Source organism: Sinorhizobium sp. Y406 (assembly GCF_058732025.1).
Map to the genome: position 1 here is coordinate 1348508 of NZ_CM178975.1, position 21355 is coordinate 1369862.

Sequence of the window (21355 nt, forward strand, 5' to 3'; positions counted from 1 at the left end):
AATCGCCAACAGCTCTGAGCCGATGCCGATATCTTCCGCGTCCCCGAGTTCCTCACCTTGAACGCATTGGTGCGAGCGCCCGACCGTATTGCTCGGAGACGAGGCGACTGACGTGATTAGATTACGTGCCGCAGAGCGACAGCCAGACGACACCGCCGAAACAGAACGGCGTCGCTATGGCGGCGGCCAGCCATACATGCATTGCAACCTCGCGTCTGAAAGCTTCCGTGCCGGTGTCGGGGCGCCGATGCCTCCGCCTCGCCAAAAAATAGAATAGTACGACGGCTGCAAATGAGACGAGAAACAACGCCGTGAGAGTTGCGCGAAGTCCCGGCCAATCGCCGAGCGCCGACACCTTGTCTTCGGCGAGATGGCAGCCGGTCGCCTGAACGCCATAGAGCACCACAAACACGACGCTCCAGAGCAGAAAACCAGCCATGATCGACATGAGGGGATTGTTGATCATCGAGAAAGCTCACCGGCGAGGCTTGCCATGACGAATGGGAAACCCGCGGCGGCTAAGCCCGCCACGGCGCTGTAGTCGTGCCAGAGCACTCCTAGGCGAAGATCTACATTGCGCCTTTCAGAGACGTAGCCGCGCCGAATCCGCCAGATGCCGTAGCCGGAGATGACCATGCCAAGCCCGCTGCGTAGGCCAGCATAGGCCAGAACGACAAAGACGCTCGACACGGCCGCATGGCTGCGCGGATCCGGCAAGGCAGCCACCGCAAGCCACGTCAGGGTGGCCGCAGCGACGAGCTGGGCGAAGCCGGTCAGCGCGAGCCAGCCGATCGCATCCGGGCTACGGGCCGCTGCGGATCGGCCCGCCCAGGCTGCCACGAGCAATGCGATGGCCGCGATGGCCGGACCCGCCAACGCGACCTGAGGGAGTTGCTGCGGTGGCCAGTTCGGTGCGGATACCCAAAGAAAAAGACACCCAAACAACAGCGATATGAAGGCCGTCGCATCAGCGACCAATGCAAACACCATAGCCCACCAGGAGGGCGGACGCGCTGTCTCGCCATGCGGCGGAAGCTTTAGTCCGCCCCCGACCGGGAGACCCCCGCAATCGGTCTTTTCGGCTGTATCCCCGCTCCACAGCAGAAACAGCAGGATGACGGATGCGAAGGTGATTGGCGTCAGCCAATAAAGCTTGAAAAGCAGGGACAGGAAGAAACATCCTGTGGCGGCGGCTGTCCAGATGGGGAGGAAAGTCCGCCTCGGCAGGCGCACGACGTGCTCCGGGTTGCCGGAAATCATCTCGACAGCCAGCAACTCCATGCGGCCACGGTTAGGCGCGCCGAGATAGCCCTTGCCCGACGCCAGTTGCGAGCCCAATCGGTCCGGGTCGAGCAGATCGGCGCGACGTTCGATCGAAGGAAGCGATGCGAAGTTGTAGGACGGAGGCGGCGTCGCCATCGCCCACTCCAGCGTACCGGCTCCCCACGGGTTGCGACGACGACGCCGACCGAAGCGGAAGAGCAAAATAAAATCGAGAGCGACGAGCGCGAGGCCCATGGCCATCACGAAGCTTCCCATCGAGGAGATGAAATTTAGCGTCTCCCAGCCGGATTCGATCGGATACTCGAAGATGCGCCTCGGCATGCCTCGCAACCCGGTCAGGTGCATCGCGAAGAACGTCACGTTGAAACCGACGAACACCATCCAGAAAGCCGCGTATGAAAGATGCTGCACGGTTTGGCGGCCACTCAGATGCGGCAGCCAGTAATAAGTGGCGGCGAGCATCGGGAAGACGAAACCGCCAATGAGCACATAGTGGAGGTGCGCCACCACAAAATGCGTGTCGTGGGCCTGCAAGTCGAACGGGACCATGGCCAGCATCACGCCGGTCAGTCCACCGATCACGAAGGTGCACAGAAAGCCGAACATGTGCAGCATCGGTACGGAGAAGCGCGCGCTCCCTTGGGCGAGGGTGGCGAGCCACGCAAAGATCTGAATGCCCGTCGGCACCGCGACGAGCGCGCTGGCGGCCGAAAAGAAGGACAGCGCCACGTGCGGGATCCCGGCTGCGTACATGTGATGAACCCATAGCCCGAAAGACAGGAATGCCATGGCGACAAGAGCAGCCACGATCATCCGGTAGCCGGCGAGCGGGGCCCCGGCGAGGGGAGGCAGGATGGTTGAGATCGCCCCTGCCGCCGGCAGGAAGATGATATACACCTCCGGATGTCCGAACAGCCAGAACAGGTGCTGCCACAAAAGAGGATCGCCGCCGCGGCTCGGGTCGAAGAAGGGCAGGTGAAACGCACGTTCCAACTCGAGCAACACCGAGCCGATGATGAGCGGCGGGAAGCCCACCAGCATCATCGCGGCGACAACGAGCATGTACCAAGCGAAAATGGGCATTTTGTCCAGTGACATGCCGGCTGCCCTTAGCTTCAATACAGTCACCATGATCTCGATCGCGGCAGAAAGGGCCGAAATCTCGACGAAGGTGATGGCCAGCAGCCAGACGTCGGAGTTGATACCCGGAGAATAACTGTTCGATGACAGCGGAGGGTACATGAACCAACCACTGTTCGGCGCAACGCCGCCGAGCAGAGCGGCAATGAGCATGCCGCCACCGAAAAGGTAGCACCAGTAGCCGTAGGCCGTCAGCCGCGGAAAAGCGAGATCGCGGGTTCCCAGAAGCTTCGGCAGCAGATAGATCGCGACACCTTCGAAAAACGGAATCGCGAATAGAAACATCATGATGGAGCCATGCATGGTAAAGCTCTGTGCATACTGCTCCGCATCCATGAAGGCGCTTTCGGACGAGGCCAGCTGTGTCCTGATCAGCATCGCCAGCAGCCCCCCGACCGCGAAGAACACAAGCGCCGTCAGCATGAAGCGTTTGCCGAGGATGTTGTGGTTGACGGCGGCCAGGCGAGCGAGGCCCGGTGGCGTGCCCCAAACGCGCTCCAGGGCTTTGTGAAGGGCGACGGGCGACGGTTGCTTCATGTCCTCCTCAATCATTGGCGCTGCTCGTCGTTCAAGGCAGCCGAGTAGTCCTCGGGCGAATGGGCAAGCACTTCGAAGCGCATCCCCGCATGGCCGGTGCCGCAATATTCCGAGCATTGGCCGCCGTAGCGGCCGGGCGTATCGGCTCTCAGACGAACATAGGTCGTATGGCCGGGCACCGCGTCGATCTTGCCGCCCAGGCGCGGAACCCAGAGGCTGTGGACGACGTCGTCACTGGTCACGGCAATTTCCACGGTCCGCCCCGCGGGAATATGCACGGTCCCGAGGGTTGTCGGTGCTCCCGGAAGATCCGGATACTCAAACCGCCAGTTCCATTGGGTGGCGAGCGCCTCTATGCGGATCATTTCCGACGGTAGCCTGCCTCCGCCTCTCAACTGATGTTCGCCCAGCCAGAAAGCATAAACCGTCAGCGCGACCAGGATCGGCAGCGGAAGCGCAAGACCGCCTCCCACGATCCAGGACTCCGGTGAGATCCTTCTGCCGATCCCGGGAGCAAAAGCGATGGCCAGGAACAGGCCGACCACCAGAAGAAACAGGATGAGCGCCGCCATCAGCATTATCCACCACAGACGCGCGACGGCACTGGCGGAAGGACCTGCTGGCTCAAGTGTCGACAGGTCCCCGGCGCACCCGGCGGCAATGGCAATCACTGCGAAGCTCGCGATTTTCGGGAACCAACGGCGGGAGAGAAGAATTGAGCGCGAAAGGGGAATTCGGCGGTGAACGAAACAGGTGACAGTGCCAACCCGGTGGTTGCCGAGCTCGAGGAGAAGGACGCGAGCTCTGCGATCGCCGTCGCCGGCCACCCGTTGCATGCGATGAGCGTTCATTTTCCGATCGCGCTGGTGTTCGTCACTCTCGCTATAGACGTTCTGTTCTGGTGGTCGGCCGATCCTTTTTGGCTCCGGGCGGGACTCTGGTCCTCCGGGGGTGCCTTCTTCATGGGGATTGCCGCGGGTGCCGTCGGGACGGTTGAGCTTATTTCCGTAGCGGGGATCAGAGAGCGTGTGGCCAGTTGGGCCCATGCGATAGCCGCCATGATGTTGATCGCACTCACCGGGCTGAACTGGGGACTGCGCGTGACCGACGGTGATGTGGTCCTGCCGCACGGCCTTCTCGTCTCCATTCTCACGGCGGGTATGACGGGAATGGCCGGCTGGCACGGTGGCAAGCTCATTTTCCATCATGGCGTCGGGCTCATGGTATCGTCCAAGGACTGACCGCCCGGGCGAGCCTGTGCAGTCCGCCCGGTTCGAACACCGCCAGCGAACCCCCGGCGTGGATGGATGGCTTTGCCAGAACCATAAACATTATTGCCAGGACGACAGCGCTCGTGGCGGCGGTCGTCAACACAAACTGCCACTGCGGGTATGTCTCACCTTGGCGAAACAACCGAATGATGACTAGCCCGGCAAGGACGTGGAGGACGACCAGCGCCGAAACGAAAAAGAGCTTGATTGAAAACCAGCCTGCAAATGTCTGCTGACCAAAGATCAAAACGGTGCCGGTCGCAATGGCGATGAATGCGGCCGGCGAGATGACGGCGACGTATGCAAAACGGACCATCATCTGTAGCCGGTAGAGCGACTCTTCGTCTCGCACGCTCGCCCTTTGGGCATACAGCCCGGGCAAGCTTATGAGGCCACCCGCCCATAGTGCGATAGCCGCGATGTGGAAGAATTTGAGAGTGGTCATCATTCTTCGCGTCCAATCGCTCCGGCACAAGCTTACGTGTTGAGGTTGGGTCCCATGGCGCGGGAATTCACCTCCTGGATGGGAGCACACATAGGGCAAGCCAGTGGCCGGTCTAGCGCATCGGCCCGAGAAGCGTGCCCGATTTTTGAGCCCGGTGCGCCAAGCACCCGGAGCCATCGGCGCCACTCCCTCTAACCTTTTCCGGATTTCCCGCCTCGCTGTCCTTCGGACTGCTTGCCCGACTGCGAGCCTTCGGCTGAGATCGACTCCTGCCGCTTACCGCGCTGCACCTGGATTTTCCGGCTTCTTTCCTGCTCGGCACCCTTGGGCAGGGTCACGGTGAGCACGCCGTCGGCAAAGTCCGCCTCGACCTTGTCCGGATCGACCGAATAGGGCAGCCGCAACGAGCGCTGGAATGTGCCGTATGAGCGTTCCATGAAGTGGTAGTTCTCCTTGTCGTCCTTGCGCTCGAACTTCTTCTCGCCCCGGATGGTGAGCGTATCGTCGTTCAGCGACACGTCGATGTCCTCCTCTCGGACCCCGGGCAACTCGGCACATATGCGGACCTGGTTCTCGGTTTCGCTCACGTCGATGTCCGGCATGATCATGCTGCCGGCCTCCGAGCCGCGCTGGGAAGGGCCGCCGAACCTGCCGCGGAAGGCATCGTCGAACAGACGATTCATCTCCTCGTGCAGAGAGAGGAACGGATCGCCCAAGCCACGCGAGGTCAGGCCACGGAACGGAAGGGAGATAAAGGATTTCGTGCCATGATGTCCTCCTTGGGCTGGGTTCGGGGCGTCGGAGATTGCATCCGGCGCGCCCGTTTGGGTGCGCACTCCGAACTCCGGATGAGAGTTTAGGTTCCCTTGGGGAGGTCGCTGTAACTCTTTGAAATTGCGCATCGCGCTTTCCGAACTTCGGGTACGATTTTCGCGATACGCTGTCGGCCGGAACACTTCGTCCCTCCCGATGTTTGGACCCCGAGAGCAGGACGCCGCGTCAGGGGCAAGCCGTTGCTCAAAATCCGAGGGCGAAAATCATGGATCCGAGGACCGAGATAGCGTTGCGCACCGGCAACAGGATGCCGGTGATGGGCGTCGGCACATGGCAATTGACGAACGACACGGCCGGCGCGATCGAAGCGGCCCTGGAGCTTGGTTATCGCATGATCGACACGTCGGGCGATTACGGGACCCAACTGGGCATCGCCGAGGGCATCAAGAGGAGCGGCATCGAACGCGGTGAGTTCTATCTGGTCACCAAGGTCGAGGAAGTGGATGACGCCTACCAGGCGACCCGCAAGAATCTCGACGAGTTGCAGTTGGACCACGTCGATCTCATGCTGATACATCGCCCGCCAAAAACCGGGGCGGGAGAAGACTTGTGGCGCGGCCTGATGCGGGCGAAAGAGGAAGGGCTGACGCGGGATATCGGGGTCAGCAACTATTCGACGGACCTGATCGATGCGCTGATCGAGGCGACGGGGGTAGTACCCACCGTCAACCAGATCGAATGGAGCCCGTTCGGCTACAGCGAGGACATGCTGCGCTACGCCACGGAAAGGCATATCGTCATTCAGGCCTATAGCCCGCTTACGCGCACGAAGCGGCTGCGGGACGAGGCGCTTGCCGAGATCGCCGCCAGATACAACAAATCGCCGGCGCAGGTGCTTATTCGCTGGAACCTGCGGCGCGCCACGGTTCCTATTCCCAAGGCCAACCAGCGCCGGCACCTCGAAGAGAACATCGATGTGTTCGATTTCGAGATCAGCGAGGGAGACATGGAAATCCTCAACGGCTTGAACGAGCGCTACTCCTCGCTCGGAACGCTCCCATACTTTTAGGCAAGGCAAAGGAGGAGATGATTGAAGAAGGCGGAGGAGGGGCCCCGATCGCGGCCCGGCAGCGCTTCCCGGTCAGCTCACGGATTCCAGCCGCCGCTGCCATAGGGACGTGTGATGATCTCGAGCAGATGCCCGTTCGGATCCTCGAAATAGAGCCCGCGCCCGCCGTCGTGATCATTGATCTCGCCCGGCTTTTTCTGGGCGGGGTCCGCCCAGTAATCCAGCCTCCGCTCGTGAATTCGATCGAAAATCGCGTCGAATTCGGCGTCGCCGACGAGAAAGGCGTAGTGCTGCCGCACAATCTTGCCTTCCGCTTCCATATAATCGAGATTGGCGTCGTTGTCGGTCGTGACCATGTGGAACGGTCCCCAGCGCCGCGGTGCAGGCAGACCCAGCATCTCAGCCAGGAAATTGGCCGAGGCCTTGGCGTCGTGCGCCGACAGGATCGTATGGTTGAAGTGGATAGCCATGTTTGATCTCACGGTGACGAGGGCATCGATTCGCGTAGTTTCGACCGGTTAACACGCCCGCACGCCTCCGGTTCCGATTCCGGAGACGCGTTCGCGCGCTAGGATCGGGGCCGAGGAATAAGGCCTGTCCAGCGCAAGGCACTCGCAGCCGCTGCCTGGATGCCGTCGACCGAATAGGTTGGCAGCTTCGACCCGCCCAGGCCCCAGGCCCTTGCGGTCTCGACAGTCGAGGAGACCCCCACATCGAGAAAGAAGGCTCCACTCCTGCCGTAGCCTCCGGCCGGATCGAGCGGGGCGCCGTGAGCCATGCCCGACAGTGTATGAAGTTCTATGACGCGACGCCCGCTTGCATTTTTCCAGATCTGCAGCGTTCGACTGCCGCGCCGCTTCGTCGACGACGGATGGCGGCCGCTTCCGTGCACGCCGCGCCACTGCTCGACGATCGCCATCGCATTGGCGGGCACCACCGTGTCATCCTTGGTGCCATGCCAGACGGAAATCCTCGGCCAGGGCCCCTGATGGTCGAAGACGCCACGGATCTTGGCTTGCAGTGCATCGGTACTCGGAAGGCCATATCCCCGCATCCGATCGAAGGCCTCGGGTATCGTCGACGCCGCCATGTATGGCAGGCCCGAGAGAATGGCGCCGGCGGCGAACACGTCCGGATAGGCGGCGAGCATCACGTTCGCCATCGCCCCGCCCGCGGAGAGGCCGGTGATAAAAACACGACTCCGGTCCACATTGCAGCGCTCGATCATGTGCTCGACCATCTGGCGGATGGACAGAGCTTCTCCCGAGTTTCGTCTGACGTCGGCCGGATTGAACCAGTTGAAGCAGAGGTTGCTGTTATTGGAGCGAACCTGTTCCGGAAGAAGAAGCGCAAAGCCGCAATCGTCGGCGAGACGCGACCATCCCGAGCAAGCGTCGTAGACGGCGGCCGTCTGCGTGCATCCGTGCAAGACCACGACGAGGGCGGGGGAGGGTGCTATGCTACCGGGCGTGTACCACCAGCCCTGAAGCTCGCCGGGATTAGATCCAAAGCGCTCCAGGGGCCTGAGCGGAGTGGGGATGGTTTCCGTAAATTCGCTGGCGTGGCGCCGCCGGGATAGCCGCTTCACTGTGTCCGAAAGAGATCTCATGCTGCCTCCATTGACGGCCGCGCGCCGGTGGCGAGGGGCCGCTCTGGCCCTTTTAAATGCTGCGTTCTTATCCGCAGATCGAATACGGCTTTGTGAAACATGCTGAAGGAAACGCTGAATTGCGGCAAATGGTTGCTGCGGTGCACAATAAATTTGCCGGCACAACGATCGGGCGGATCACTTCTGCGTGAGGCGCGGCCGCCGGCTTGAAACGGCGGAAGGCCGCTCCAATTCCTTGAAGTGCTGCGCGTCTTTTCAGACGTGCAAAGCTGTAACTCTTTGCATCTGCATCGGGCTTTCCCGACATCGGGTACCGTGTTCGGCCCGATGCGCTCGCAAAACTCAGCTATATCTGCGGAGGGCGCGCCGATGGATGTCTTTTCCTCCAAAGCCGGTTTTCTCCTCGCCAGAACCGCCTTCCTCGCACTCGCCTCGGTTGCGGCGTTTGCCTCCGGTGAGGTGCGCGCCGAGCTCTTCGCGCGCGTTCCGGCGGCGCGGGCAATGGCGGTCTGCGGCGACACTTTGTTCGTCGGAACCAAAGGGTCATCGGTCTATGCCGTCCCCCTGTCCGGTGGCCGCGCCCGCCGGGTCGCCTCCGGATTTTCCGCCCCGAACGGCGTCGCGTGCTCTCGCGGCCGTCTGTTCGTCGCTTCCAGGGACAGGATAACCGCCTTCGAGATCGGAAGCGGGGGCTCTCTGAGCGGCAGGCGGGATATTCGGCGCGGATTGCCGAATTCGGGAGCCCACAGCCTTCGTTACATCGCTGTCGGCCCCGATTCCCGGCTTTATGTCTCGTTCGGATCGCCCTGCAACATCTGTCTGCCGCGGGGCCTGCAAGGCACAATCGTACGCATGAACCAGGACGGGTCCGGTCTTCGGCGCGTCGCCTGGGGCGTGCGCAATTCCGTCGGCTTCGACTGGCGCGGGGGCACCATGTACTTTACCGATAACGGCGCCGACCGCATGGGCGACGACATCCCACCCGACGAGCTGAACGTGCTTCGGCCGGGCGGCTTTTATGGCTTCCCCTATTTCGGAGGGCAAATCCGGCTCAGAGGTTTCGAGGACGCCACGCCGCCCGCAAGGCAGATTCCACCGGTTTTCGACTTCCAGGCCCATGTCGCGGCGCTCGGCATTCACTTCTTCCGCAGCCTCGGAGGCGATGCGCTTGTCGCCCAGCACGGCAGCTGGGACCGGTCGGTTCCGGTCGGCTATCAGGTCGTGCGGGTGCGCTTCCGCGGCGGCCGCCCGGTCTCGGCAACGCCGTTCATCGGAAATGTCGGCCGGCCCGTGGATGTCAAGGAAGCGCCGGACGGCTCCATTCTAGTCTCCGACGATGCCGGAGGCGCAATTCACATATTCAGGCGGTGACGCCGAATGGCTGCGGCAACGAATAACCGGTCAGCAGGATCGCACCGGTTCTGCAAGCTCATTGGTGGCCCTCCCGCGGGCAGGACGGAATCACCGCATAATTTCCGCAAGGCTCCTGCCGGCCCGATGCAGTTCCTGCGGCTCGAAACCGGAATAGCCGAGGATCAGCCCTCTTCGTTTCGGGGCGGCAAGGCAATGGGTCGAAAGCGGCGACGCGCCGATGCCCAGCTTCAGGGCCGCTGCTGCCAGAGCCTCGTCGTCGCTATCGTCGGCAAGGCCGGCGATCAGGTGCAGCCCCTGCTCCGGCGCGGACGCTTTGTCTCGGAGCCCCTCGACCAGGGCATTCCGACAGGCTTCCGCGCGCTTGCGCACCCGCCGCAGATGGGCCGCGAAGTGGCCCTCGTTCAAGAGATCGGCAATTGCGCCCTGCGGCAAGCTCGGCGGCTGGCGGTCCATCTGCCGGCGCTGCGCCAATACGGGCTCGACCAGCGGTTCCGGCAGGATCGCGTAGCCGACGCGAAGTCCTGGAAAGAGCACTTTCGAGAAACTGCCGAGATAGATCACCCGCCCGGCATCGTCCATGCCTTGGATTGAGGCGAGCGGCGGGCCGGAAAACCGAAACTCGCTGTCATAGTCGTCCTCGAAGATCCACGCTCCGTTGCGCTTGGCCCAGTCGATCAGGGCGAGCCGGCGGCGCATGGTCATGGTCACGCCGAGCGGAAATTGGTGCGATGGCGTGCAATAGACGGCCGCAGCCTTTCCGCCGACTGCTTCGCCGGCGGCAACATCGATGCCCTCCCGGTCAACCGGCACCGGCACGATGGCAAGGCCCAGGCCCGCAACGGTCGCGTGAGCCGAAAGGTAGCAGGGATCTTCCAGCCAGACCGCGTCGCCGGGCCGTAAAATGGCACGCATCACGAGGTCCAGCCCGTGGCGGATGCCTGATGTCACGATGATCTGACCGGGATGGCAGCGGACGCCGCGCGCCACTTTTGCGTAGTCGGCGATCGCCTGCCGCAATTCGCGCTCACCTCTCGGATCGCCGTAGTCGTAGAAGTTGGGCTGGGGCCGCTCCAGGCGGCGATGCAGAAGCTGGCGAAACAGCTGCCGGGTGCGCTCATCCGCCATGGCGATGCCGAGGGTGCAAGGGTGCGGCGGTCCGGAATAGTGCGGCTCATCTCCGGCGGTTTTCGGCATGTCCGGACTGAGCCGAGGCACCTTGGCCGCCACGAAGGTGCCGGCGCCGACGCGCGCCTCGGCAAAGCCTTCTGCAACCAGTACTTCATAGGCCTCCACTGCCGCCCCGCGCGAAAGGCTGAGGCGGCGGGCGAGATCGCGCGTCGTCGGAAGCTTGGCGCCTGCCGGCAATTGGCCCGTCTCGATCAGCCGGCGAATGGCCGTGTAAAGCGCACGCGATCGCTTGCCGGCCTCCGGCATCACAGGAATCAGCGCCGACAGGTCCGGCAAAATGGTCTGATTTTTTCCCATTGAATTGGCTCTAGTTTGGACCAATTGGATGGTCCAGTCATGAACCAACAGGCTCATGAACACAAGGCGCAGCATTCGATGCCCGGCGATACGACCCTTCCTCCCCGCGAAAACGAAACGAGTCGAGGCTCCTATCCCGTTTCCGAGCGCAACAAGCTGCGCCGGGTGCACGAGCGTGGCCGCTATGACCGCGAGGCGGTTCATGCAGTGCTCGACGCGGCGATGCTCTGCCATGTCGCCTATTCGATCGAGGGCGAGCCCTATTGCACGCCGACGATCCACTGGCGCGAGGGTGACCGTCTTTACTGGCACGGTTCATCGGCAAGCCGCATGCTGCGTCAGCTCAAGGCCGGCGCGCACGTGTGCCTGACGGTCAGCCATCTCGACGGCCTCGTTCTGGCCCGCTCCGGCTTTCACCATTCGGTGAATTACCGCTCGGCGATGTGCTTCGGTACGGCGCGGATCGTCGATGACCGGCATGAAAAGGAGCATGCGCTCGAGACGCTCATCGAGCGCTTCTATCCGGGACGCGCGCGCCTTCTTCGCCCATTGGAGCCTCAGGAAATCAAGGCGACGATGGTGATCGGCATGGAGATAGAGGAGGCTTCGGCCAAGATGCGCGCGGCAGGCGTTGGCGATGACGAGGACGACTATGCGCTGCCGATCTGGGCGGGCGTTATTCCCGTCCGCACGGTCGTCGACCCGCTCAAGGCCTGTTCGCGGCTGTTGTCGGATGTGCCGGTGCCGGAGGGGCTTTCGGGCTTTGCGCCGGGTCGCGGGCTCGACGAGGTTCTGCTGGAAAACCAGCGGCTCTACGAGATGAGCGCCGGCTGACGTTGGTCCCGTGCCCTGTAGCCTGTCTCGGCCGCTTCCTTCCGCACGCCGCGCTACTGTCGGCACGCCCACGGGCGGTCGGATCACGCTTTGTAAGGAAGCGATGTAACCCAGGGCACATTTTCCTGCGGAGAATGCTCTATTCTCACCTTCGTTAATGCGCAGCAACTCCTCCCAACTGCGCGAGACGTCGATCGGTTGCACGCCCCTCCCGGGACCGATCGGACCAAAGACCCCGACGCCTTCGCCAGGCTCGGGGTCTTCTTCTACGGCACTACACGTCACGTCCCGCTTTCATGGCCGCATGCCTTCCCTTACAATCCCATGCGGACACAAAGGAGTTCTGCCATGAGCGAAGACGCCTTCAACATGTCGGTCCGCAAGTTCCTGAAGGAGGTCGGTGTCACCTCGCAGCGCAAAATCGAGGAGACGGTGCGCGAAGGGCGGATCGGCGGCAAGACGCTGAAGGTCCGCATGACGCTGACGGCGGAAGGCACCGGCCTCAACCACGTCGTTGACGGCGAGATCGAGCTTCCATAGGCCCGGCCGGCGAGCCGGCATTAAATCGGCGTATAGGCCAGAAAATGCTGCCGGATTTTCGGGAAAGCTGGTTGGTCAGGCTCGATTCCGACAGAGCAACACAGCAACGTCGCGGCGATTGATTGAAGGCCTGCTTCATGCTGCCATTGTCGGCCGTTCTGGTCAGTCGTGCGGATCGCGGCAGGATGGACAGCCTGCTACAGCGCCGCGCGTTTTATTAGAATCAGACGCGCAAAGGTCGCTGTAGCACTTTGTATTGCTGCATGTCTTTGTCCTTAAATCGAGGAGGATTAAAGGAGACATGCATTAGTCCCAAGGCTGATCATTTCAGGGCTCCCGAGGTGAGGCCGGAGACGATGCCGCGCTGCAGGAGCACGAAGACAGCGAGCAGGGGGGTCATATAGATGGCCGCATAGGCCATTATGCTGTTCCATTCGTTGGCGTTCGGCGCCATGAAGCTGTAGAGCCCGACGCTGGCCGGCTGCAGTTCGACCCTCTGGATCATGGACCTCGAATAAACGAACTCGCCGAAGGCCTGCATGAAGATCAGCATGCCGCTGACGAGGATGCCCTTGCGCGCGAGCGGCAGGGCGATGCGGAAAAAGGCGCCGCTACGGGAATCGCCGTCCACGAGCGCCGCCTCCTCCAACTCCCGCGGAACGTTCATGAAGGTCGCGCGCACCAGCACGATGAAGAAGGGCATGCCCTTGGCGGCGATCGCGATAATGACCGCCAGGCGCGGATAGTGGAGCAGCCCGACTTGTGAGAAGCCGACGAAGATCGGCGTGATCATCAGCGATGCGGGCAGGACCTGCAGCATGAGGACGAGGAAGAGTCCGGCATCCACCCAGATATTGCGGTAGCGCGCCAGCACATAGGCGCAGCCGACACCGAGAACCGAGACGATGGCGACGGCACCCGAGGCGATGACCAGCGAATTCAAGATATAGCGGCCCATGTTGCGGCTGTGCCAGACGTGGCCGTAGATCTGCCACTGCGGGTCGGTTGGCCAGAAAGCCGGGGGGCTGGCAAATATAGCCGAGCCGGACTTGAGCGTGGTGATGTACATCCAGTAAAGCGGGAACAGATAGACGGTCGTGAGCACCAGCGCCGCGGCCAGCATCAGCCTTTCGCGAAGAGTGTGTCTCATCCCCGAATCTCGTGGCGCGTCGATCGGACATAGACGAAAGCGGCGACCATAACGAAGACGATCATGATGACCGAGATGGTCGCGCCTTTGGCGAAATCATATTGGCGGAAGGACAGTTCCCAGGCCCAGTACTGGGCCACATTCGACGAGTCGTTCGGCCCGCCGGAGGTAATGGCCGCGAAGAGGTCGAACTGCTGCAGCGTAAGGATGATACCGAGCGCGATGACTGCACCAATCGAGGAACGCATCATCGGCAGGGTGATGGTCCAGAAACGCTGCCACGCATTCGCGCCGTCGAGCTCGGCTGCTTCGTAGAGGTCGGCTGGAATGGCCGACAGACCGACCGACAGGAGGATCATATTGAAGGAGATCCCAAGCCAGATATTGGCGATGATCACCCCCAACAACGAGTAGTTCGGGTCGGAACGCCAGAAGATATTGCCGTTGATCAGGCCACTTTCGCGCAAGAGGTAATTCAGGACGCCGAAGTCGCCGGAAAGAATCCAGCTCCAGATCGCCCCCACGACGAGACCCGGCATCACCCACGAGACCAGGAAGAGGCCGCGCAGCCAGGAGGCACCTGGAAAATTCGTCGAGAACATCAGTGCCAGCCCGAAACCGATCAGGAACTGACCGACAATGGATGCGGCGACGAATATCGCGGTATTGGCCAGAATCGGCCAGGTCTCCTGCTGCGCGAAGAGCTCGGAGTAGTTCTTGAAGCCGACGAAGGGCCGCCAGAAGGTTCCGAGGCTGAACAGGTCCACCTGCTGCAAGCTCATCAGCACGTTATAGATGAGCGGCACGCCGGAAAGGGCGAGCAGGAAGGTGAGCGGCAGCGCAACGAGCGCAATGTCGAAGCCCTTGCCGTCCACGATGCTGGACCAGCGGCCCTTCATGTGCGGCACCTCCGCTCGCAACGCTTCTCCTTTCAGCCGAGCACGGCCTTGATTTTCTTCGCCGCCTGGTCAAGCGCTTCTCTGGACGACATCCGCCCGGTGAGCGCCGCCTGGATGGCATCCTGGATCGCCTTGGAGATCTTCGGCCATTCAGGGTGCGGGCCGCGAGGCTTGGCGTATTTGAGCTGCTCGAGAAAGACGTGGAGCGCCGCATCCTTGAGCGGTTGGCCGGTCTCTCCAATATCGATATCGGCTCGAGCCGGAAGCAGGCCGAAGTCGCCGAACATGCGGTCATCCTGAGAGACGAAAAATTCGAGCACCTTGAAGGCCTCTTCGGGGTGAGCCGTGCTTGAGAAGATCGCCCAGTTGTAGTCGCCCATGGACGAGGATCGTTCTGCACCCTCTTCCGGCACCGGCAGCAATGCCACGCCCCAGTCGAACTTGGCTTCAGCGACCATGCGGTCGAGCTCCCAGGGCCCGGAAATGGCCATGGCCGCGTTCCCGGAATTGAAGGTGCCGGTCGAGTCCCATTGGCTGCGCGTCAGCGTATCCCGGGAAGCGAGCCCCTCGTCGAGAAGCGTTTTCCAGATATCGAGCGCCTTGACCGCACCATCGGTGTTGATGTTTTCGTAACTGGCACCGGCCATCTGCGCCCAGGGCAGGAACTGGAAGGTGCCCTCTTCGTTTCCCTTGGCCGAAAACGCTATGCCATAAACGTTGGCGGCCGGATCGGTCAGCTTTCGGGCAGCGTCCACCAATTCGGCCCAGGTCCGCGGCGGCTTGTCGGGATCAAGGCCCTTCGCCTTGAACATATCCTTGTTGTAGTAAAGTGCGATCGTGTTCGTCGCCTTGGGAACGCCGTACTGCCGGCCTTCCCACATCGTGGAGGCGAGCGGGCCGGGGAAGTAGTTTTTCGGCTCGATTACCGTAGACTTCGCGATCATGTCAGTCAGATCGAGAAAGGCACCGCGCGAGGCGAACAGGGCATGTTCCGGATTGTCAATCGCGATGATATCCGGAGCCTGGCCCGTCGAGTGGGCGCGTAGGGCCTCGCTGACCAGGTCATCGAACGGGACCTCTCGGTACTCGATCTTGATGCCCGTATCGAGCTTGTTGTAGTCGGCGACCAGACTAGAAGCCGGCCGGTCGTTGTCGTGGGACCAGACCGAGATCGTCACATCCTCGGCGATGGCCGGAACACAGAAGCCCAGGACGCTACCCATCACGAGAGCGCTGAGCATGGCGCATTTGCGGATATTCATGGTCTCCTCCTCTTTGTGATCCGACGACCCCGCTATAAGGGCGAATCAAACCCGATCACCCTCTCTTGCCGTCCCTAGCTGAAACATGCACCGCATGCGAGAGCTTCATCCAGCCGCTCGTGCCGTTACAGCGCCGCCGCTGCGCTAGTTTCCCAGTACCGCCATTGGGGCGGTATCTTCTGCGCCACCGGTGTCCTCCCGTTCGATCGGCAGAGTGAACTGAAACACTGCCCCACGAGGTTCGTTCCCGGCAGCCCACAGCCGCCCTCCGTGAGCCTCGATGATCGAACGGCAGATTGCCAGGCCCATGCCCATGCCGCTGGACTTGGTCGTGTAGAAAGCCTCGAACAGGCGGTCCATGCACTGCGGGTCCAGGCCAGGGCCCGAGTCGCGCACGCCGACGGTCACGCCTCCCGAGGCCGCTGTCTCGGTGCTGATCAGCAACTCCCGCTCGCCCTCGTCAACGCTGCTCATCGCCTCGATGGCATTCATGATCAGGTTCAAGACGACCTGTTGCAGCTGGACGCGATCTCCTTCCACGGGGCGCAGGTTCTTCGCGAACTCGCTCCGCAGCGACACGCCTTGCCGCAGCACTTCGCTGCGGGTCAAGGCAATCACATGACGAACGGCTTCATTGAGGTCGAACTGCACCTTGCGAGGGGGGGCCTTCTTGACCAGGGCACGGATCCTGTCGATTACCTCGCCGGCACGGTTGGCGTTCTCGACGATCCGGCGGAGCGCCTGAACCCCTTCCTCCAGGTTGGGCGCAGGGGCTCCCAGCCAGCGCAAGGCAGCCTGGGCATTCGTGAGCGATGCGGCGATCGGCTGGTTGACTTCATGCGCGATGGAGGCTGTGAGCTGGCCCATGGTGGCGACGCGGTTTGCGTGGGCCAAGTGCCCCTGAGCCTCGCGCAAGGCTTCCTCGCTCTCCCGCAGCGCCTCTTCGGCGCGCTTGCGTTCGGTCAGATCGAGCACGAAGGCGACCCCTTGGTTCCGGGTTTCTTCGAACGACGCCCGGCCGACCAGCACGGGCACACGGCTGCCGTCCTTGCGGATATATTCCTTCTCGTAAGGGGGCGGGCTCCCGGCCGGTTCGTAATCTTGCGCTCCTCCTGCCGGGCGATCGAGCCATTCCGGCGGCGTCAGGTCCGTCCAGCGGAGGCGACCCGAGACGAGATCATCGCGCTCGTAGCCCACGATATGGAGGAAGGCGTCATTGGCCTCGAGAATGCGGCCTTCGAGATCCCAGATGATGATTCCGATGATATTGGCTTCGACGAGACGCCGTATCTTTGCCTCGCGCTCGACGAGATCGCGGTACAACCGGGTATTCTCGAGCGAGATGGCTGCCTGAGAGGCGAGCAGCTTCAGTACTGCGATGCGGGCCGGCGCGAAGACACGAGCCGCAAGGTTGTTCTCGAGGTAGAGCACGCCCGTCAACTGACCCTGGTTCAGCAACGGCAGGCAAAGCACGGAACGGGCTTGGTGCTGACGGATGTATGGATCTGCGGAAAACGAGCTCCGAGCCGCGGCGTCGCCGAGAATCACGCTCTCCTTTGTGCGCAGAACATGTTGCAGGATCGATTCCGGTAGCGTGATCGCGCTTGGCACCTCGTCGCGGAGCTGCACTACGACCGCGTCTCCGCGGGTCATGGCCTCCGTCATGATCCGTGGCTCACCGCCCGCGATCAACAGGCCGCGTTCCGCCCCCGCCTGCTCGATGGCAGTGCGCATGAGCGTGTTCAGCAGCTTTTCGAAAACGATCTCGCCGGAGATGGCTTGCGACACCTTGATCACGGTGGCGAGGTCGAGATGTTCGATCGACGCCCCGATCGTCCCCGTCTGGCGGCGCACCGGCGCGTCATCCGGCATATCGGGATATAAAGTATCGAGTTGCTGCACTTTGCCAACAGCCCCCCAACTTCGGTAGCAGTGTCGCGCGCTTCGCAAATGGGCGTGGAAATTCGTCTCGAAGCCACGCGCCGCGTAGAAGCGCGCGGCCAGTTCGTGGGCGAGCGCCTCGTGGTGGACAAGGCCGTTGTCTCGAGCCGAGCGGATCGCCTGCTCGTAGAGACGCTGCGCGTCGAGCTCCCGCCCCTTGAGGCGGGCGATCTCGGCTTCCACCAGCGCGGCGCGACTTGCGAAGTTTTCAGGACAGTTCTCGGCCCACTCCCGGAGTCGGCGGCGGTGGGCGGTCAGGGCGTCCCGGTGAAGGGCTCGCTCCTCGACGGAGGCGGTGTCGCAGAGCGCGGCCCGCGCCAGCGCAGAATAGAGATGATATTCCGCCCGCTCGAAGATGGCCGGCGACATCCACAGGAGGCTTTCTGCCTTCGTCGCCGCCAGAACGGCGGCGGGATGGTCGCCAGCGAGGAAGCGGGCCTGCAGCTTGCGGATCCAGTACAACCATGCGGCGACCGACAGGCGCGGATCTTCCTCCAGATGCTGCTCGAACCGATCCTCATCGAAGCGCGCATCATTGAAAGAGCCGAAGATGGCAGTTTGGCCGCGGAGAGTTCGAACAAGGCGGAGCTGTGCGGTGATGAGGTCGACGACAAGACCGAACCGGGCCTGGCGCGCGAAGTCGAGCCCGGCTTCAGCCTCGCGCTGCACCTCGGTGAGCGGATCACCGCCGGCGAGGAGTTGCGTGAGGATGTTGTTGCAACTGAAGGCCGCGTAGGTCAGGTCACCTACCTGATGCGCCGCATCGAAGGCGTGCCGTGCGATCGGCCGGCCCGGCTGGAAGTGCCGTGCCGACGGCATTGCGAGGTTTCCAAAGGCGAGATAGACGCGGGCCTTCAGGCGATCGATCCCACGCTGCTGAACCAGGTCAAGACCGAGCTGGCCGAATCGGAGTCCGGCCTTGTAGTCACCGAAAAACAGCCCCAGCACATTGCCGACCGTGGCGTAGGCGTAGCACGATGCGTCGCTATTGCCGTGTTCAAGGCTCAGAGTCACCATGCGCCCGATGACGAGCGGGCGCAGGTTCTCGTCGGTGAACAAGGCAGGGGACACGAGCGAGGTAAGAACGTTCATCGTGGCGGATGCGACCGGATCGGCCATCGGGGGCAGTTCGAGCAGTGCCTCGATCGGGCGATCCCCGAGCAGTCGCCACATGCGCGCATATTCCCGCCGGACGTGTTCTTTCGTCGGATGCGCGGACCACGTGATGCCGACCCGGCGGAGATAGTCGAGGCCCACCGAGACGGCGCGGTCGCTTCGGCCGAGGGTCATGAAGAGGTCCACTTGCAACTGGGTTATGGTCGCCAGTTCGGGGAGGCTGACAGTGCGGTTTGCCAGTCCGGCGAGGTGCGCCTCCGCTTCCCGCGGCGCTCCCGTGAGGAACTCGCACTCGGCCCGGTGCAGCTCGAGCGCGAAGGTCAGCTCGTGCCGGCGCTCCCAGCTGTCGTCCGGCAATATTGCCAGCCCCGCGGTGAAATACGTCAGCGCCGAGGCGTATGCGGTCGAAGCTCTGGCGCGCCGCCCGGCAATCAAATTCAGCTCGGCAGCTCGCTCCTGCTCCTCGGCCGAGGCGATCAGTGCGACGCCGCGGTTGAGTTGGCCGACGATCTCGAAGACATGCTCCTCGACAGCTTCCGGCGGCGCGTGGGCGGCCAGCCGCCGGCCAATGGAAAGGTGCGCCGCAGCCCGCTCGGCTTCGGGGATCAGCGCATAGGCCGCCTCTTGGACGCGGTCGTGCAGGAATTGATAGGCTCCATCCCTCCGGAATACCAAGCCGGCTCGTTCCGCCTCCGATAGTGCTGCGTTCAGTGCAACCTCGGTCTCGCCCCGCATGAGGCCGAGGGTGGCGCTCTCGCCAGCGTTGCCCAGGCAGGCCAACTGCTGCAGGGCGTCCTGAGTCGCACCGGGGAGGCGGCGCAACCTCCCCAACAAAAGATCCACGACATTATCCGTGTAACCCTTTGCCTGAATGCGATTCAGGTCCCAGGACCAGCGTCCCTGCTCATGATCGAAGGCGACCAGTCCTTCTTCGGCCAGTGCAGTGAGGAACTGGATGCCGAAGAAGGGATTGCCAGCGGTCTTTTCATGCACCAGCCGGGCCAGCGGCGCGGCACAGGCTGGCGTGCTATGCAGGGCATCGGCAACGAGCCCGCCGATATCTTCCAGCCTGAGCGGCGTCAGCACAATCTCCTGTACCGACGCGCCGGCGCCGCGGACCGCCGCCAGCCGCCGCATCAGCGGGTGCGCTGCCGTGACTTCGTTATCCCGGTAGGCGCCGACCAGCAGTACGTGGCGCAGCTCGGGCCGGGTCAGCAGGTGCTCAAGCAGGTCGAGCGTCGCAGCATCAAGCCACTGCAGGTCATCGAGGAACAGCGCGAGCGGATGCTGCGGCCGAGCGAACACACCGAGCAGCCGGCAGAACACCGTTTGGAAGCGGCGCTGCGCGTCCTGTGCCGGCAGCTCCGGCAGCGGCGGCTGTGGGCCTGTGATGAGTTCGAGCTCAGGGACGAGTGTCACCATGAGCTGTCCACTCGGGCCAAGCGCCTCGCCGAGGGCTTCGCGCCAGGGCGCCAGCTCGGCCTCGCTCTTGCCCAGCAGCGGCTGGATCAGCTCCTGCAGCGCCTGCGCCAGGCTCGCATAGGGGATGTCGCGCTTGTACAGGTCGAATTTGCCAGAGGCGAACAGCCCGCGCGGCCCGAGCACCTTATGCAGTTCGTCGACGACGGCGGATTTGCCGATACCGGAATAGCCGGATACCAGCACCAGTTCCGGCGCGCCACCCTGGACGATGCGGTCGAAGGCGGCGAACAGGATCTTGATCTCGCGCTCGCGCCCGTACAGTTTCTCCGGAATGAGGATTCGGTCCGGCGTGTCGTGTTCGCCGAGCGGGAAGTCATGGATGCGGCCCAGAGCGTCCCAGGCCGTGAGGCAGCGCCGCAGGTCGTGCTCCAGGCCGGCGGCGGTCTGGTAGCGCTGCTCGGCGGTTTTCGCGAGCAGCTTCATGATGATCGCTGAGATGACGCCGGGCACCTCCTTCCGCCGCTCTTGGGGCGGCAACGGCTTCCTGGCGAGGTGGCAGTGCACCCATTCCATCGGATCGGCAGCCGCAAACGGCAATACACCCGTGAGCATTTGGTAAAAGGTGACGCCGAGCGCGTAGAAATCGCTGCGATGGTCGACCGATCGGTTCATGCGGCCGGTCTGCTCCGGTGCCATGTAGGCGAGCGTCCCGGCGATGGTCTCGGGCGGCTCGGGTGCCTGACGTTCGCGGGAGAGGCGCGAGGCAATGCCGAAGCCGATCAGCCGCACCTCTTCACTCGCGCCGCTCACCAGAATATTGGCAGGCTTGATGTCCTTGTGGACGAGGCCGCGCCGGTGGACCTTGCACAGGGTCGAGGCGACGCCGATAGCGATTCGTAAGAAGTCTCCGACCTCCATGGGGCCGTCGAGCAGCCGGGCGAGCGGCTCGCCGCCGGGGTCGTCGAGAACCAGCATCGTCCGGCTGCCTTTGCGCACGAACTCCAGTGGCTGCGCGGCCCATGCACCGTCCAGATCGTCCTTCAGTTCATATTCGTGGGCGAGGCGATCGAGGCTCGAGGGTGTCGGGTGCTCGCCGGCGGGAAGGATGATCAGCGCAGTGTTCCACCGCCCGCCGGCACCCCGACGTCGTCCGCGGCACAGCACGCGTTCGCCATCCTCCCACAGGACCTCCAAGGTGCCATC

17 protein-coding genes are annotated in these 21355 nt (G+C 62.9%); 5 read left to right on the forward strand and 12 right to left on the reverse strand.

Annotated elements, in window-relative coordinates; translation table 11 throughout:
- Positions 1–121 precede the first annotated feature (121 nt).
- The 3 genes from AC4P1R_RS23210 to coxB are packed head-to-tail and all read right to left on the reverse strand — an operon-like array spanning position 122 to position 3632.
- A complete protein-coding gene (locus tag AC4P1R_RS23210) occupies positions 122–466 on the reverse strand; it encodes a hypothetical protein (RefSeq protein WP_069457631.1) in 345 nt (114 codons plus the stop codon).
- A complete protein-coding gene (gene ctaD / locus AC4P1R_RS23215; RefSeq protein ID WP_492177989.1) occupies positions 463–2976 on the reverse strand; it encodes a cytochrome c oxidase subunit I in 2514 nt (837 codons plus the stop codon). Before ctaD ends, AC4P1R_RS23210 begins: the two co-directional genes overlap by 4 nt.
- On the reverse strand, positions 2973–3632 hold the full coding sequence (gene coxB / locus AC4P1R_RS23220; protein ID WP_492177990.1) for a cytochrome c oxidase subunit II: 660 nt from the start codon (positions 3630–3632) through the stop codon (positions 2973–2975). The genes ctaD and coxB overlap by 4 nt, the downstream gene beginning before the upstream one ends.
- A gap of 69 nt (positions 3633–3701) precedes the next feature.
- On the opposite strand from coxB, the gene AC4P1R_RS23225 reads away from it, so the two are divergent.
- Entirely contained in the window at positions 3702–4202 is a 501-nt protein-coding gene (locus AC4P1R_RS23225; protein WP_069457629.1) for a DUF2231 domain-containing protein, read from the forward strand.
- On the opposite strand, the gene AC4P1R_RS23230 is transcribed toward AC4P1R_RS23225, so the two are convergent.
- Positions 4180–4680, reverse strand: a complete 501-nt coding sequence (locus AC4P1R_RS23230) for a CopD family protein (protein ID WP_069457628.1) — start codon at positions 4678–4680, stop codon at positions 4180–4182. The two genes, AC4P1R_RS23225 and AC4P1R_RS23230, sit on opposite strands and share 23 nt — an antisense overlap.
- A 188-nt stretch (positions 4681–4868) precedes the next feature.
- Positions 4869–5579: an Hsp20/alpha crystallin family protein gene (locus AC4P1R_RS23235; protein ID WP_492177991.1), complete on the reverse strand. Its 711-nt coding sequence runs from the start codon at positions 5577–5579 to the stop codon at positions 4869–4871.
- Between the two features lie 137 nt (positions 5580–5716).
- Here AC4P1R_RS23235 and AC4P1R_RS23240 point away from each other — a divergent pair, with 137 nt between their 5' ends.
- On the forward strand, positions 5717–6520 hold the full coding sequence (locus AC4P1R_RS23240) for an aldo/keto reductase family protein (protein WP_225191552.1): 804 nt from the start codon (positions 5717–5719) through the stop codon (positions 6518–6520).
- A gap of 77 nt (positions 6521–6597) precedes the next feature.
- Here the strand turns inward: AC4P1R_RS23240 and AC4P1R_RS23245 are convergent, their stop codons facing one another.
- Positions 6598–6990, reverse strand: coding sequence for a VOC family protein (locus AC4P1R_RS23245; protein WP_492177992.1), 393 nt, complete (start codon positions 6988–6990; stop codon positions 6598–6600).
- Between the two features lie 98 nt (positions 6991–7088).
- Complete coding sequence (locus AC4P1R_RS23250; RefSeq protein WP_151612737.1) at positions 7089–8129, reverse strand: extracellular catalytic domain type 1 short-chain-length polyhydroxyalkanoate depolymerase; 1041 nt, start codon at positions 8127–8129, stop codon at positions 7089–7091.
- A gap of 369 nt (positions 8130–8498) precedes the next feature.
- On the opposite strand from AC4P1R_RS23250, the gene AC4P1R_RS23255 reads away from it, so the two are divergent.
- Positions 8499–9500: a PQQ-dependent sugar dehydrogenase gene (locus AC4P1R_RS23255; RefSeq protein ID WP_151612739.1), complete on the forward strand. Its 1002-nt coding sequence runs from the start codon at positions 8499–8501 to the stop codon at positions 9498–9500.
- A 90-nt stretch (positions 9501–9590) separates the two neighbouring features.
- Here AC4P1R_RS23255 and pdxR read toward each other — a convergent pair whose 3' ends face one another.
- On the reverse strand, positions 9591–11063 hold the full coding sequence (pdxR, locus tag AC4P1R_RS23260; protein WP_246231956.1) for a MocR-like pyridoxine biosynthesis transcription factor PdxR: 1473 nt from the start codon (positions 11061–11063) through the stop codon (positions 9591–9593).
- A gap of 3 nt (positions 11064–11066) precedes the next feature.
- Here pdxR and AC4P1R_RS23265 point away from each other — a divergent pair, with 3 nt between their 5' ends.
- Together AC4P1R_RS23265 and AC4P1R_RS23270 are read left to right on the forward strand one after the other, a co-directional pair.
- The gene (locus AC4P1R_RS23265) at positions 11067–11822 is read left to right on the forward strand and encodes a pyridoxamine 5'-phosphate oxidase family protein (RefSeq protein WP_151613895.1); all 756 of its coding nucleotides are present in this window, start codon (positions 11067–11069) and stop codon (positions 11820–11822) included.
- Between the two features lie 348 nt (positions 11823–12170).
- The gene (locus AC4P1R_RS23270; protein WP_069457621.1) at positions 12171–12362 is read left to right on the forward strand and encodes a DUF6494 family protein; all 192 of its coding nucleotides are present in this window, start codon (positions 12171–12173) and stop codon (positions 12360–12362) included.
- Positions 12363–12684: 322 nt separating this feature from the next.
- Here the strand turns inward: AC4P1R_RS23270 and AC4P1R_RS23275 are convergent, their stop codons facing one another.
- The 4 genes from AC4P1R_RS23275 to AC4P1R_RS23290 form a co-directional block, all read right to left on the reverse strand.
- Positions 12685–13512 (reverse strand): carbohydrate ABC transporter permease, encoded by an 828-nt coding sequence (locus tag AC4P1R_RS23275; protein WP_151612741.1) that lies wholly within the window; start codon positions 13510–13512, stop codon positions 12685–12687.
- Positions 13509–14411 carry a carbohydrate ABC transporter permease gene (locus tag AC4P1R_RS23280; protein WP_225191545.1) on the reverse strand — a complete coding sequence of 301 codons (903 nt, stop codon included), beginning with the start codon at positions 14409–14411 and terminating at the stop codon, positions 13509–13511. The genes AC4P1R_RS23275 and AC4P1R_RS23280 overlap by 4 nt, the downstream gene beginning before the upstream one ends.
- A gap of 32 nt (positions 14412–14443) precedes the next feature.
- Positions 14444–15673, reverse strand: coding sequence for an ABC transporter substrate-binding protein (locus AC4P1R_RS23285; RefSeq protein ID WP_151612745.1), 1230 nt, complete (start codon positions 15671–15673; stop codon positions 14444–14446).
- A 144-nt stretch (positions 15674–15817) separates the two neighbouring features.
- Complete coding sequence (locus AC4P1R_RS23290) at positions 15818–21346, reverse strand: trifunctional serine/threonine-protein kinase/ATP-binding protein/sensor histidine kinase (protein ID WP_492177993.1); 5529 nt, start codon at positions 21344–21346, stop codon at positions 15818–15820.
- Positions 21347–21355: the final 9 nt, after the last annotated feature.

What these genes read in the sequence shown, in the direction of transcription:
- AC4P1R_RS23255 (WP_151612739.1), top strand. Translation starts at nt 8,499, where the DNA reads ATGGATGTCTTTTCCTCCAAAGCCGGTTTTCTCCTCGCCAGAACCGCC.
- ctaD (WP_492177989.1), bottom strand. Translation starts at nt 2,976, where the DNA reads ATGATTGAGGAGGACATGAAGCAACCGTCGCCCGTCGCCCTTCACAAA.
- pdxR (WP_246231956.1), bottom strand. Translation starts at nt 11,063, where the DNA reads ATGCTGCGCCTTGTGTTCATGAGCCTGTTGGTTCATGACTGGACCATC.
- AC4P1R_RS23240 (WP_225191552.1), top strand. Translation starts at nt 5,717, where the DNA reads ATGGATCCGAGGACCGAGATAGCGTTGCGCACCGGCAACAGGATGCCG.
- AC4P1R_RS23235 (WP_492177991.1), bottom strand. Translation starts at nt 5,579, where the DNA reads ATGCGCAATTTCAAAGAGTTACAGCGACCTCCCCAAGGGAACCTAAAC.
- AC4P1R_RS23265 (WP_151613895.1), top strand. Translation starts at nt 11,067, where the DNA reads ATGCCCGGCGATACGACCCTTCCTCCCCGCGAAAACGAAACGAGTCGA.
- AC4P1R_RS23285 (WP_151612745.1), bottom strand. Translation starts at nt 15,673, where the DNA reads ATGAATATCCGCAAATGCGCCATGCTCAGCGCTCTCGTGATGGGTAGC.
- AC4P1R_RS23230 (WP_069457628.1), bottom strand. Translation starts at nt 4,680, where the DNA reads ATGATGACCACTCTCAAATTCTTCCACATCGCGGCTATCGCACTATGG.
- AC4P1R_RS23210 (WP_069457631.1), bottom strand. Translation starts at nt 466, where the DNA reads ATGATCAACAATCCCCTCATGTCGATCATGGCTGGTTTTCTGCTCTGG.
- AC4P1R_RS23275 (WP_151612741.1), bottom strand. Translation starts at nt 13,512, where the DNA reads ATGAGACACACTCTTCGCGAAAGGCTGATGCTGGCCGCGGCGCTGGTG.
- AC4P1R_RS23245 (WP_492177992.1), bottom strand. Translation starts at nt 6,990, where the DNA reads ATGGCTATCCACTTCAACCATACGATCCTGTCGGCGCACGACGCCAAG.
- AC4P1R_RS23280 (WP_225191545.1), bottom strand. Translation starts at nt 14,411, where the DNA reads ATGAAGGGCCGCTGGTCCAGCATCGTGGACGGCAAGGGCTTCGACATT.
- AC4P1R_RS23250 (WP_151612737.1), bottom strand. Translation starts at nt 8,129, where the DNA reads ATGAGATCTCTTTCGGACACAGTGAAGCGGCTATCCCGGCGGCGCCAC.
- AC4P1R_RS23270 (WP_069457621.1), top strand. Translation starts at nt 12,171, where the DNA reads ATGAGCGAAGACGCCTTCAACATGTCGGTCCGCAAGTTCCTGAAGGAG.